This is a genomic window from Falsiroseomonas stagni DSM 19981, from assembly GCF_900114315.1.
GTDB lineage: Bacteria > Pseudomonadota > Alphaproteobacteria > Acetobacterales > Acetobacteraceae > Falsiroseomonas > Falsiroseomonas stagni.
The window spans coordinates 287,820-300,257 of the sequence record NZ_FOSQ01000003.1 but is presented as its reverse complement, the minus strand read 5'-3'; the positions used below and the strand labels follow the sequence as shown (position 1 = coordinate 300,257).

At 70.9% G+C, this 12,438-nt stretch carries 15 protein-coding genes; 4 read left to right on the top strand and 11 right to left on the bottom strand.

Annotated features, from left to right (window positions below; genetic code table 11):
* Positions 1–94 precede the first annotated feature (94 nt).
* Complete coding sequence (locus BM041_RS11675) at positions 95–826, top strand: EAL domain-containing protein (RefSeq protein WP_092959548.1); 732 nt, start codon at positions 95–97, stop codon at positions 824–826.
* Positions 827–1,051: 225 nt separating this feature from the next.
* Here the strand turns inward: BM041_RS11675 and BM041_RS11670 are convergent, their stop codons facing one another.
* The 7 genes from BM041_RS11670 to BM041_RS11640 all read right to left on the bottom strand — a co-directional run bounded on the left by BM041_RS11670 (position 1,052) and on the right by BM041_RS11640 (position 6,096).
* A complete protein-coding gene (locus BM041_RS11670; protein WP_092959546.1) occupies positions 1,052–1,255 on the bottom strand; it encodes a hypothetical protein in 204 nt (67 codons plus the stop codon).
* A gap of 102 nt (positions 1,256–1,357) precedes the next feature.
* The gene (locus BM041_RS11665; protein WP_092959544.1) at positions 1,358–1,945 is read right to left on the bottom strand and encodes an alpha/beta family hydrolase; all 588 of its coding nucleotides are present in this window, start codon (positions 1,943–1,945) and stop codon (positions 1,358–1,360) included.
* Positions 1,946–1,980: 35 nt separating this feature from the next.
* Positions 1,981–3,837: a phosphoenolpyruvate--protein phosphotransferase gene (gene ptsP / locus BM041_RS11660; protein WP_092959542.1), complete on the bottom strand. Its 1,857-nt coding sequence runs from the start codon at positions 3,835–3,837 to the stop codon at positions 1,981–1,983.
* Positions 3,838–3,849: 12 nt separating this feature from the next.
* Positions 3,850–4,113, bottom strand: a complete 264-nt coding sequence (locus BM041_RS11655) for an HPr family phosphocarrier protein (protein WP_245762055.1) — start codon at positions 4,111–4,113, stop codon at positions 3,850–3,852.
* A 110-nt stretch (positions 4,114–4,223) separates the two neighbouring features.
* A complete protein-coding gene (locus BM041_RS11650) occupies positions 4,224–4,691 on the bottom strand; it encodes a PTS sugar transporter subunit IIA (RefSeq protein WP_092959541.1) in 468 nt (155 codons plus the stop codon).
* Positions 4,688–5,650 (bottom strand): RNase adapter RapZ, encoded by a 963-nt coding sequence (gene rapZ / locus BM041_RS11645; protein ID WP_092959539.1) that lies wholly within the window; start codon positions 5,648–5,650, stop codon positions 4,688–4,690. Before rapZ ends, BM041_RS11650 begins: the two co-directional genes overlap by 4 nt.
* The gene (locus tag BM041_RS11640) at positions 5,650–6,096 is read right to left on the bottom strand and encodes an HPr kinase/phosphorylase (RefSeq protein WP_092959537.1); all 447 of its coding nucleotides are present in this window, start codon (positions 6,094–6,096) and stop codon (positions 5,650–5,652) included. Before BM041_RS11640 ends, rapZ begins: the two co-directional genes overlap by 1 nt.
* Before the next feature lie 148 nt (positions 6,097–6,244).
* Here BM041_RS11640 and BM041_RS11635 point away from each other — a divergent pair, with 148 nt between their 5' ends.
* Positions 6,245–7,174 (top strand): serine/threonine dehydratase, encoded by a 930-nt coding sequence (locus BM041_RS11635; RefSeq protein WP_092959535.1) that lies wholly within the window; start codon positions 6,245–6,247, stop codon positions 7,172–7,174.
* Between the two features lie 61 nt (positions 7,175–7,235).
* On the opposite strand, the gene BM041_RS11630 is transcribed toward BM041_RS11635, so the two are convergent.
* Positions 7,236–7,889, bottom strand: coding sequence for a hypothetical protein (locus BM041_RS11630; RefSeq protein WP_092959533.1), 654 nt, complete (start codon positions 7,887–7,889; stop codon positions 7,236–7,238).
* Positions 7,890–7,924: 35 nt separating this feature from the next.
* Here BM041_RS11630 and BM041_RS11625 point away from each other — a divergent pair, with 35 nt between their 5' ends.
* Positions 7,925–8,755: an aldo/keto reductase gene (locus BM041_RS11625; RefSeq protein ID WP_092959531.1), complete on the top strand. Its 831-nt coding sequence runs from the start codon at positions 7,925–7,927 to the stop codon at positions 8,753–8,755.
* 42 nt (positions 8,756–8,797) lie between these two features.
* Complete coding sequence (locus BM041_RS11620; protein WP_092959529.1) at positions 8,798–9,769, top strand: glycoside hydrolase family 19 protein; 972 nt, start codon at positions 8,798–8,800, stop codon at positions 9,767–9,769.
* 25 nt (positions 9,770–9,794) lie between these two features.
* On the opposite strand, the gene BM041_RS11615 is transcribed toward BM041_RS11620, so the two are convergent.
* From BM041_RS11615 to BM041_RS11605, 3 genes are all read right to left on the bottom strand, one after another.
* Positions 9,795–10,250, bottom strand: a complete 456-nt coding sequence (locus BM041_RS11615; protein WP_245762037.1) for an SAM-dependent methyltransferase — start codon at positions 10,248–10,250, stop codon at positions 9,795–9,797.
* A gap of 10 nt (positions 10,251–10,260) precedes the next feature.
* Positions 10,261–11,703, bottom strand: a complete 1,443-nt coding sequence (locus BM041_RS11610) for a TRAP transporter large permease (protein WP_092959525.1) — start codon at positions 11,701–11,703, stop codon at positions 10,261–10,263.
* 138 nt (positions 11,704–11,841) lie between these two features.
* The gene (locus tag BM041_RS11605; RefSeq protein WP_092959523.1) at positions 11,842–12,393 is read right to left on the bottom strand and encodes a TRAP transporter small permease subunit; all 552 of its coding nucleotides are present in this window, start codon (positions 12,391–12,393) and stop codon (positions 11,842–11,844) included.
* Between the last annotated feature and the right edge of the window lie 45 nt (positions 12,394–12,438).

Here is a 12,438-nt window from a genome sequence, read left to right as displayed (position 1 = left end):
GCGGCCCGGCGGCCTGTTGCGCAACCCGGCGACACGGGCCAGGGCGCCGGAACGCTGGCGTGTCCGGACAAGTTGTGGAACAGAGTAGGGTACCGTGACCTCCACCCTGGCCCCCCCTTTCGCCATCGCCTTCCAGCCCATCGTGGATGTCGAGACCGGCCTGACCATCGCGCAGGAAGCGCTGGTGCGGGGCCGTGCCGGGCAATCGGCGGGCAGCGTGCTGGCCGCCGTCCCGCTGCCCGACCGCTACCGGGTGGATGCCGATATCCGGCGCGCGGCGATCGAGGAGGCGCTGCGCCTCGGCCTGCCGGCCACGACGGCGGCGCTGACGCTGAACCTCTATCCCGGCTGCGTCTCCCACCCCGAATACGGCGTCCGCCGCACCGCCGATGACGCGGCGGCGCTGGGCTTCCCGATGGACCGCCTGGTCTTCGAGATCAGCGAGATGGAGGCGGTGGAGGACCCGGAGGCGCTGGCCCTCGAACTCGGCGCCTTGCAGCGGCGGGGCTTGCGCATCGCGCTGGACGATGTAGGCACCGGCCATGCGCGGATGCCCCTGCTGATGGCCTGGCGGCCGGACGGCGCCAAGATCGCGCGGGAGGTCATCATGGGCCTCGACCTTGACCCCCAACGGCTGGAGCAGGTGCGGCTGACCCTGGCGCAGCTGAATTCCTTCGGGCTGGTGCCGGTGGTGGAGGGCGTGGAGACGGTGGGCGAGATGCGGGCGCTGCGGGCCATGGGCGTGCGCGCCATGCAGGGCTACCTCTTCGCCCGCCCGGGGGTTGGCGTCCTGCCGGTGCCGGTGGTGCCGGATGGGGCAGCGTGATCACCCGGTACGACGATTTCAAGGCTACGACGGATTTAGCCGTTTAAGCCGTTTTAGTGCATTTAATCGCGATTCGAGGGCGGCTTTGGACAAATGCCGGACCCTCGCCAAGGCAACAGGCGCCAAGGCAACAGGCGCCAAGGCAACAGGCCGCCAGGCGCGGTGCGCCCCGTGATGGTCAGAACATAGAACGAACATAAGGGCCGACGCCAGCCCGATTGCACCCTATCCGGCCTTTTCCGGCCCGGCATCCCGGGCAGGCCGGCAGCGCTGGCTCTCCCGCCAAGCCTCCAGCGGCGCCTGGCCACGGCACTCCCCGGCCGGCACGGCGGCTTCCGTCGGCGCGGTCGGGCCCCCGGCCTCTGCCGGCAGGGGTGAGAGCCAGAGGGCGAGCAGCCCGGTGGCGGCGGCGCGGCGGATGGGCGGCATGGCGATCCCCTTTCCGTGACAGTCCGCGAAGGGTCAGGGGGTGAAGCGGCGCCCCGGCGGCATGATCGCGGCGGGAAAGCGGCGAGGCCCCCGGCCGGATCATCAATCCGTGAGGTCGTCCGGCGCGCCGGCACGGGCGCAGAACGCCACGATCAGGCGACAGGCCGCGTCCCAGTCGGGCGCGGCGAGGCGCAGCCGGTGATCGGCATCCAGCGCCTGGACCCGGATCCGGTCCGACAGGGCATAGCGCCGCGCCGCCGCGGGGGTGCCATAGGCGTCGCGGCTGCCCTGCAGGATCAGCGTCGGCACCGCGATCCCGGCGAGATGGGCGAAACGCGCCGGCTCCTCCGCCGCGCCCGGCCGGCGGAAGGGATAGCCGAGGCAGATGACCGCCCGCACGGGGCGGCGGCAGGCGACCTCCGTCACCACCCGGGCGCCGGAGGAACGGCCGATCAGCACCACGCGCCGCAGCGCCGGGCCATCGGGCAGCGCGGCTTCCAGCTGCGCGCTCCGGGCGGCGATGCCGGGGTCGAAGCCGCCCGGGGTCCCGGCAAGCGCCTCCTGGCCGATCCAGCCGCCGATATGGGGGGTCAGGCGCGGGGCGAGCGCGCGTTCCACCCCGACATCATCCGGGAAGGAATCACCGGCGAGGTAGAAGGCGGGCCCGGGACGGCCGGCAGCGACATCCATGGGGAACGGGACAGCGATACGCCAGTCGTTGAGGGTCAGCCGCGCTCCGTCACGCCGGTCGCGAAGCCATCGACCAGTTCGCGGATGCGGGCGGGGTCGGATTGTTCCATCACGCGGCGGGCGAAGCGGGCGCAATCGCCGATGTCGAGCGACCGGACCGCCTGCTTCACCCGCGGGATCGCGCTGGCATTCATCGACAGGCAGCGGATGCCCAGGCCCAGCAGCAGGGGCACCAGGCGGGGGTTGCCGCCCATCTCCCCGCAGACGGAAACCGGCATGCGCAGCCGGAGCGCCGCCTCGGTCGCGAATTGCATCAGGCGCAGCACGGCCGGGTGCAGCGGGTCATACAGGTGGGCGACCTCCGCATCCCCGCGGTCCACCGCCAGCGTGTACATGGCCAGGTCATTGGTGCCGATGGCGAAGAAATCGGCTTCCAGCGCGATGGCATCGGCGGCGAGTGCCGCGCCCGGCGTCTCGATCATCGCGCCGAGCTCGGGGAGTTTCTCCGGCAGCTTCTCACCCCGCCGGCGGAGGCGTCGCGCCACGCGGTCATAGACCTCCCGCGCCGCCTTCACCTCGGCGGGGATCGTCACCATCGGCAGCAGGACGCGCACCGCGCCTTCGGGGGCGCGGCCGGCGACGCGGAGGATGGCGGCGAATTGCGCTTCCAGCAGTTCCGGGCGCTTCAGCAGCATGCGGATGCCGCGGAGGCCGAGGGCCGGGTTGGCGCTGGTCTGGGCGGGGACGCCGGCGGCCAGCGCCTCCATCTCCTTCTCGCCACCCCAGTCGAGGACGCGGATGGTGATGGGGTCGCCGGCCATGGCTTCGACGATGGGCGCATAGGCCGCGACCTGCGCATCCTCGTCCGGCAGATCCTCCCGGTTCATGAACAGGAATTCGGTGCGCAGCAGGCCGATGCCCTGGGCGCCGGCCTGGGCGATCAGGGGGAGTTCGGCCGGGATCTCCATGTTGGCCAGCAGTTCCACCTCCTCCCCATCCGTGGTGATGGAGGGCAGGCGGCGGAGCTTGGCGAGCTTGGTGCGTTCCCGCGCATAGACGCCGACCTGGTCCTTGGCCCAGACCAGGGTCGCGGGGGTGGGGTGCAGCGCGATGGTGCCGGCGGCGCCGTCCAGCACCATCTGGTCCCCGCGCCGCGCCGCTTCCGTCAGGCCATGGACGCCGAGCACGGCGGGGATGCCGAGCGCGCGGAGCATGATGGCGGTGTGGCCATCGGCGCCGCCTTCCTCCGTCGCGACGCCGGCGATGCGGGTGGGGTCGAGCAGGGCGGCGTCGGCGGGGGTCACTTCCTCCGCCACCAGGATCGCGCCTTCGGGCACGTCCTTGAAGCTGCGGAAGGGGTTTTGCGTGAGATTGCGGGTCAGGCGGCGGGCGATCTCCCGCACCTCCCCGGCACGGCGGCGCAGCCCGGCCTTGTCGTCATCCTTGGCGGAGAGGATCACCTCCGCGATCGCGTCGGCTTCGTCCGCCACGGCGGTTTCCGCCGCCAGCAGGCCGGATTCGATGCGCTTGCGGGCGCCGCGGATCAGGCGGGAATCACCCAGCATCATGGCATAGGCGTCGAGGAGGGGTTCGAGTTCCTCCTGCGCTTCCTCCGGCAGCACGCCGAGGCGCATCTTGAGCTTGGCGACCTGCTTGCGGCTGGCGGCGACGGCGGCGGCCAGGCGCTGCTTTTCCGCATCCACCGCGGTTTCCGCGATGCTGCGCCGCGGGGCTTCCGCGGGGGGTTCGGTGGTGTCGAAGACCGGGCCGATGGCGATGCCGGGGGAGACGGCGATGCCCCGGATGACGGTTTCCTTCACCCGGCGCGCGGCACGCCGGTCGGCCGCCAGGCTGGCCTTCGCATCCGCCTTGTCGGGCTTGTCCGTCTTCATCCCGCCCGCTTGTCAGTCTTCATGGAAGCCAGCTTCGATCAGGCCGGCGATGGCGTCCATCGCTTCCTTGGCGTCCCAGCCCTCGGCCTCCACCACCACCTCGCTGCCCTGCCCGGCACCGAGCATCATGAGGCCCATGATGGAGCAGGCCGGCACCGTCTGCCCGTGGCGGGAGACGTTGACGCAGGCGGAGAAGCGTTCGGCGACGGTGACCAGCTTGGCCGCCGCCCGGGCGTGCAGGCCGCGGCTGTTGATGATCTTGATCGTCTTGCGCATGACCAATCCGCCGGCGGGGTCGCAACCGCAGGGGCCTTCGCCCTGCGCCATCAGGGCAGCGCCCGGCTGGGGGCTGGCTTTCGCCTCCCCGGCTTCATCCGGCCATTCGTTCATGCAGTGCCTCCGGCGTCGCGCGCATGGCCATTCGAGGAGCCATCGGGGGGGGTGCCATTCGATTTCGTGCCATCGGCCATGTCGGCCGCGCAGGCGATGTATTTACGGCCGGCGGCGGTCGCATGGACCACCGCCTCCGCCAGCGGTTCGGAGCCGCGGATCTTGGCGAGCTTCACCAGCAGCGGCAGGTTGACGCCGGCGATGACTTCCACCGTCCGGTGGTCGCAGAGCTGGAAGGCTAGGTTCGAGGGGGTGCCGCCCAGGATATCCGTCAGCACCACCACGCCATCGCCCTGGTCCACGCCGGCGATGGAGGCACGGATGTCCTCCCGCCGCGTTTCCAGCTTGTCCTCGGGATAGATGCAGACGGTCGCGACCGAGGTCTGCGGGCCCACCACGTGTTCCATGGCGAGACGCAATTCCTCGGCGAGGCGGCCGTGGGTAACGAGGACCAATCCGATCATGATGAGTGCGACAGGGCCTCCCGCCCCGCAACAGGATTTTCTCCAGCGACCGCCCCCTGCGCAGCGGGGGCATGGTTGGCGGCCGAGGAAGCGAGTTCGCGGTGGATCAGGTCCACCCGCCAACCCAGCGAGGTCAAATGGGATGCCATGCGCTCCGCCACAAGCACGGAGCGGTGACGGCCCCCGGTGCAGCCGAAGGCGAGCGTCAGGTACTTCTTCCCCTCCGCGACGTAGCGGGGCAACAGCAGGTCCAGCAGGCCCGTCATGCGGTCCCAGAATGGGAGGAAGGCGGGATCGGCCTCGACAAATGCCGCGATCTGGGATTCGCGACCCGTCATGGGGCGCAGCACCGGGTCGTAATGCGGGTTCCGCAGGAAGCGGACGTCCAGCACCAGATCCGCTTCCCGCGGCAATCCCTTGGGAAAGCCGAAGGAAAGGATGCCGATGCCGAGCCCCGCCGCATTGGCCGGACGGAAGCGCTGTTCGATCTGCCGCCGCAGATCCGGCAGCGGCATGTCGGAGGTATCCAGCACGACATCGGCCGCATCCAGCAGCGGCGCCAGCAGGGCGGATTCGCGGGCGATCCCCTCCTCCACCCGGCTGCCGAGCGTGCCACCCGGCGCGAGCGGATGGCGGCGGCGTGTTTCCGAATAGCGGCGGAGCAGGACGGGTGCCTCCGCCGTCGCGAAGACCAGGCTGACCGCGACATCGGGGCGCAGCCGCAGGCGGGCGACCACGCGCAGCACGTCCGGCGCATCGAAGCCCCGGGTGCGGGCATCGACCCCGATGGCCAGCGGTGTCGCGCCATCGCCGACCAGTTCCTCGATGATCGTCAGGGGCGGGTTGTCCACCGTCTCGAACCCCAGATCCTCCAGGGTACGGAGGATGGAGGCCTTGCCGGCGCCGGAGAGGCCGGTGACGAGGACCACCGGGCGGGCGGGGGGCGGCAGCGTGTCCATTACCGGGCGAAGGCCCCGGCGGCCATCGCGGCGCGGCCACAGGCGGCTTTCAGGGCGAAGGCCACCTTGTCCGGCGCCGAAGGCTCCTTCCCCCGCAGCGCGACCAGCGGCAGGGCGATCTGGTGCGCGGTCCAGGCGGCGGGTTCGGGCAGGCGGGGCGGATGGGTGTCCCGCAGCTGGATCGCCAGGCGAAGGCGCGTGCTGGCGGCGGCGGGCAGGTCCCGCATCAGGCCGAGGCCGCGGATTTCCAGCATGCCGCGCAGCGGGGCGGGGGAGGAGGCGATCAGCGCGCCCTGGTCCGCCGCGACCTCCACCTGGTCATCGGCGACGAGGGTCCAGCCGAGGCCGATCAGGCGAAGGACAAGATCGGACTTCCCGGCGCCCGAGGGGCCCAGGATCAGGACGCCATCATCATCCAGGGCCACGCAGGACCCGTGCAGCGGCATAGCGGTCCGAAGACCCCCAATTCATGGCGGGCGGACCATGGCAGAAAGGTGGCGGGAGTCAAATGAACCCGCGCCGCCCTGTGGCGGTTGCCGGGCAAGGGCGTCGCTGCCAGCCTGCGCGCCTGCATCGGGGAATGGCAGCGTGGCGATGATTGAGGCGGCGGATATCGAGGCGGCAGCAGGGCGGATCGCCCCCCATGTCCGGCGCACGCCGGTGATGCGGATGGCGGGGGGCGACCTCGGGCTGGATATCCCCCTGATCCTGAAGCTGGAACTGCTGCAGGCCACCGGCAGCTTCAAGCCGCGCGGCGCCTTCAACCGGATGCTGTCCCTGCCGGTGCCGGCGGCCGGCGTCGCCACCGCCTCGGGCGGCAACCACGGCGCGGCCGTCGCCTATGCCGCCCGGGCGCTCGGCCACAAGGCGGAGGTGTTCTGCCCGGTGCCGACGCCCGCCGCCAAGACCGACCGCATCCGCGCCTATGGCGCGACGCTGCACCAGGTCGGCCAGGCCTATGACGAGGCGCGGGAGGCGAGCGAGGCGCGCGCGGCGGAAACCGGCGCCATGATCGTCCATGCCTATGACCAGCCGGAGGTGTTGGCGGGCCAGGGCACGGTCGGGCTGGAATTGTGGCAGGACGCGCCGGAGGCGACGCATGTGCTGGTGGCGACCGGCGGCGGCGGGCTGATCGGCGGCATCGCCGCCTGGTATGCCGGCCGCGGCGCGGAGGTCATCAGCGTGGAGCCCGAGGGCTGCCCGACGCTCGCCACCGCCCTGCGGGAAGGCAGGCCCGTCCCCTGCCCCGTCGGCGGCCTGGCATCGGACAGCCTGGGGGCGCGGCAGGTGGGCGCGCTGATGTTCGAGGTCGCCAGGCACCATGTCGCCCGCGCCGTGCTGGTGCCGGATGCGGCGATCCTCGATGCGCAGAAGCGGCTGTGGCAGGCGATGCGGGCGGTGGCGGAACCGGGAGGCGCGACGGCGCTGGCGGCGCTGACCACCGGGGCCTTCGTGCCGCCGGCAGGGGCGCGGGTGGCGGTGGTGGTGTGCGGGAGCAACACCGATCCGGCGAAGGTCGTCTAGGACGGGGGAGCGCTGCTCCCCCGTGCCCCCTCGCCAGGGCCGAGCCGGCCCTGGACCGTCATCAGTTGCCGAACAGGCGCTGCACGCGGCCGAGGATTTCCGGCAGCGTCAGGCCGCTGGGCTGGGGCTGGGGGGCCGTGCCCTCCGGCACCCGGGCGCGGTAGCGGGCCAGGGCATCGCGGGTGCGCTCCAGCCGCAACTCCACCGGCTCCGCCTGCGCGGTCGCGGCGCCGAGGCCGGTGACGCGGACCAGGGCGGCGCCGGCGGCGGGGAGTTCTTCCGCGGCGCGCGCCGCATCCTCCGGCTTGGGGGCACAGGCGAGCGTCCGGCCCTCCAGCGTGCAGGGCATCTCGAAATAGCGGTTGGGGGGGAAACGGAGCTGGGCGCTGCCGGTCACGGCCAGCAACCCGCGGCCGGCGGCTTCCAGCGTCAGGTCGCGGGCGGTGACCACGGGCACCAGGCGGCCGCCACGGTCCTGCACTTCCAGCACCAGGGACGAACCACCGCCCCCCTGCGCGCGCTCCACCGGTTCGCGGTGGCGCAGCAGGCAATCCGCGCGGTCCGTCATCCGGTCCGTGATGCAGGACAGGCGCCAGCTGCCGATCTCCTCCGGCGGGACCGCGGCGGGGGTCGTCACCGGTTGGGCCGCCACGGGGGCGGCCACTGGGGCGGCCAGCAGGGCGAGGAGAAGGGCGTGGCTTGCTGCGGTCTTCATGACGACGAAGATAGGCGAAAGGAGGTTCAGGTTCCATGAAACAGGTGACATTCGCCCATGGCACGGCGGTGCCCGCCCTCGGCCAGGGTACCTGGTACATGGGGGAACGGGGGTCCGACCGGCGGGCGGAAGCGGCCGCGCTGCGGCTGGGGCTCGATCTGGGGATGACCGTGATCGACACGGCGGAGATGTACGCCGAGGGCGGCGCGGAGCAGGTGGTGGCGGAGGCCATCGCGGGGCGGCGGGATGAGTGCTTCCTGGTCTCCAAGGTCTATCCGCACAATGCCGGCGCGCGGACGCTGCCGCTGGCGCTGGAGGCGAGCCTGAAGCGGCTCCGCGTGGAACGGATCGACCTCTACCTGCTGCACTGGCGCGGCGGCGTGCCCTTGGCGGAGACGGTGGCAGCGATGGAGAAGGCGGTCGCGGCGGGGAAGATCGCGCGCTGGGGCGTCTCCAACCTGGATGTGGATGACCTGGAGGAGCTGGGGCGTGACCTGCCGGATTGCGCGACGGACCAGGTGCTATGGAACCTGGGGGCGCGCGGCGTGGAGTTCGACCTGCTGCCCTTCTGCGGCGCGCGGGGCATGCCGGTGATGGCCTATTCCCCCATCGGCCAGGGCGGTGCGTTGCTGCGCCACCCCGCGCTGCGCGCGATCGGCGCCCGGCATGGCGCGACGCCCGCCCAGGTGGCGCTGGCCTTCGTGCTGGCGCGGCCCGGTGTCATCGCGATCCCCAAGGCGGCGGACCCCGACCATGTCCGGCAGAATGCGGCGGCGCGGGAGCTGGTGCTGACGCCGGCGGAGCTGGCGGAACTCGACGCGGCCTTCCCGCCGCCCCGGCGCAAGCAGGCGCTGGCGATGCTGTAGCCGCCCCGCCTATGCTCGGCTTGTGGAGCGGGAGCGTCGGTGATGGGCCTGCCAGGGGGGTTGTTCGGCTTCGAGGGCGATGGCTGGCGGGCCAACCCGCTCGGCGATGTCTGCCCCGCGGTGATGCCCCGGCCGGGGCTCGGCTGCCACTTGCCCATCAGCTGCTTCCCGCCGGGGGACGTGGCCGGGCCGGTCCAGCAGCTGGCCGATGTGCCGATCACGGAGGAAGACCTGCTGCGGCTGGTGGGCCAGGGCAAGACCCTGCCCGGCACGCAGCGCCGCGTCTTCGACGCGCTGGTCGCCGCATCGAAATCCGGCGCGCTGTGGTTCCATGAGATCAGCCGCAGCGGGCTGCGGCTTTCCCACTTCCTGGCGCAATGCTGCATCGAGAGTTCGTCGTTCCAGAAGCTGGACGAAGGCTTCGTCTTCAGCACCCTGGCGGGGCTGCTGGCGACCCATGGCAGGTACCTGACGGAGGAACAGGCGAAGTCCTTCCTGCCGGAGGACCAGAAGACCCGCCACGACGCCATCAAGCTGAAGGCAGGGGAGCCCAAGACGCCGGAGGAGAAGAAGGCGCTGGAGCAGGCGCTGGCCGACAGCGACGTGGCGGAGAAGAGGAAGCCGCAGGAACTGGCCAACACCGTCTATGCCAACCGCAACGGCAATGGCGGCGTCGAATCCGGCGATGGCTGGACCTATCGCGGGCGGGGGCTGATCCAGCTGACCGGGCGCGGCAACTACCGGGAGGCCGGCAAGGCGCTCGACCTGCCGCTGGAGGCGCAGCCGCAGCTGGTGTCGAAGGACGCGGAAATCGCCCTCAAGACCGCGGCCTGGTTCTGGACCCGGCACAAGCTGAACGACCATGCGGATATGGATGATGCGCTGAAGGTCAGCCAGGCCATCAACCTCGGCCCCAATGCGGCGGGCGGCAAGGGCAAGCCGAATCACCTGAAGGAACGGCAGGAGAGGACGGAGACCGCGAAGGCGATCTGGGGGGATTGGGCGCTGCGATGAGCGGGGATCCGCTCCATCTGGCGCCCTACCAGTAGCCCCGCATGATCTCCACCGCCCAGTCCGGTTCGCGGACGGGCCCGCGCGGGTCGAAGCCCGTCATGTGCGGCTTGATGTCGAGCACCGGCGTGCCGTCGATGGCATCCAGCCCCCGCACCCGCAGTTCCATCCCCTGGACGCCCAGCAGCGCGCAGGTGGTGACGCCGATCCGGTTGGGGCGCGGCGATCCGCGCTGGCCGAGGATGCCGACGCGGGGCCAGTCCTGGCGCCCGCGGGGGTGGCGGGCATTGCGCTCCACCGTCGCGGGATCGATGCGATCGAAGACGAAGACCACCGTGACGTGGCTGAAGGCATCGAGCCCCTGCGCGGCATCGGGGCCGAGCTGGGCGGGATCCAGCAGGATCGACGCCTCCACCGCGTCCCAGCCATCGTCGATGGGCTCCGCCCTGCCGCCACGGACATGGGCGATCGGGGTGAGGATCACGGGAAGCCCCCTACTGGAAGATCGGCACCGCCGGCATGTCCGGCTGCGCAGGGGGCGGCGGCAGGTCGATGATGACCGTGCTCGGGTCCTGCCGCGGCGCGCGGTCCAGCCAGTAGGTCACGCTTTCCGGCCAGAAGATCACGATGGCGACGAGGATGAGTTGCAGGCCGAGCCAGGGCACCGCGCCCCAGTAGATGTCCCGCGTCAGCACCGATTTCGGCGCGATGCCGCGCAGGTAGAACAGCGCGAAGCCGAAGGGCGGGTGCATGAAGCTGGTCTGCAGGTTGATGCAGATGAGGACGCCGAACCACACCAGGTCGATGCCCAGATTCTTGGCGACGGGAGCCAACAACGGGATGACGATGAAGGCGATCTCGAAGAAGTCGAGGAAGAAGGCCAGGAAGAAGATGAAGATGTTGACGAAGATCAGGAAGCCGGTCTGGCCGCCCGGCAGCTGCGCCAGCAGGTGCTCGATCCAGATGCCGCCATCGACGCCCTGGAACACCAGGGAGAAGACGGTGGCGCCGATCAGGATGAAGATGACCATGCTGGTGATGCGCATGGTGGTGCCCATGGCTTCGCGCACCAGCGGCCGCGTCAGGCGCCGGTTGATGGCGGCCAGCGCGATGGCGCCGACCACGCCCATGGCGCCGGCTTCCGTCGGCGTGGCGAGGCCCATGAAGATCGTGCCGAGCACCATGAAGATCAGCACGACGCTCGGCACCATGCCCTTCAGCACGCGCCACCAGAGGCGCCAGGTCCGCGGCTCCAGCAGATCATCCGGCAAAGGCGGCACCTTGTGGGGCGCGAAGATGCTGACCAGCGCGATGAAGGCGATGAACAGCGCGAGCTGGAGGAGGGAGGGGCCGATGGCGCCGGCATACATGTCGCCGACGCTCTGGCCGAGCTGGTCGCCCAGCACGATCAGCACGAGGGAGGGCGGAATGACCTGCGTGATGGTGCCGGATGCCGCGATGACGCCGGTCGCGATGCGCATGTCGTAGCCCGTGCGCATCATGATGGGCAGGCTGATCATGCCCATGGCGATGACGCTGGCCGCGACCGTGCCCGTGATGGCGCCGAGGATCGCGCCCACGAGGATGACCGCATAGGCGAGCCCGCCCGGCACCTTGCCGAAGAGCTGCCCGGTGCCTTCCAGCAGGTCCTCCGCCAGGCCGCAGCGTTCCAGGATGGCGCCCATCAGCGTGAAGAAGGGGATCGCCAGCAGCAGGTCGTTCGACAGGATGTTGAAGATGCGGAGCGGCAGGTTGAACATCCAGGCTTCCGGGAAGAAGCCCAGCGCGACCGAGATGAAGCCGAAGAACAGGCCGACGGCCGCGAGGGAGAAGGCGGCCGGGAAGCCGATGAGCAGGAAGACGATGAGCCCCGCGAACATCAGCGGGGGCATCAGGTCCTCATGCGGGATCGATGCGATGAAGGAGAAGATGTTCATCGTGCCCTCAAGTGGCGGGCGGCCGCATCCGCGGCCTTGCCTTGCGCGCCGACGCGCCGTGGAATCGGGCCAGAAGCGAGCGCTGTGCGCGGGCCGCCCTTGGCGGCCGAAAAAAGAAAACGTCTTTCCATCCCGGGCCTACTGCTCGGGCCGGGCGTAGCTGGCGTGGATGCGGCCGTCTTCCAGCCGGATGCCGCGCAGCAGCGCCACGCGCTTCACCAGCTCCGACAGCCCCTGCACCGCCATCAGCGCGAAGCCCAGCGGCAGCAGCAGCTTCACCGGCCAGCGGATGAGGCCGCCGGGGGAGGAGGAGGTCTCCGCCCGCATCCAGCTCTCCACGAAGAAGGGCCAGGTCATCCAGGCCAGCAGCACCATGGCGGGCAGCAGGAACAGCGCGATGCCGACCACATCCACCCACAGCCGCGCCCTTTCGCTGATCGAGCCGTAGATCAGGTCCACGCGCACATGTTCGTTCCGGAACAAAGTATAGGCGGCGCCCAGCATCACGACGCCGGCGAAGAAGTACCACTGCACCTCCAGCCAGGCGTTGGAGCCGGAGGAGAAGCCGTAGCGCGCGAAGGCATTGCCGGCGCTGATGAGGCAGGCGAGCAGCACCAGCCAATCGGCCAGGCGGCCGAAGGCGGTGTTCATGGCATCGACCGCGCGACTGAAGGCGAGCAAGGGGCCCATGGAGACGGGCGCACTCCCTGGATTTCGATGGGTTGGGCGCCGGGG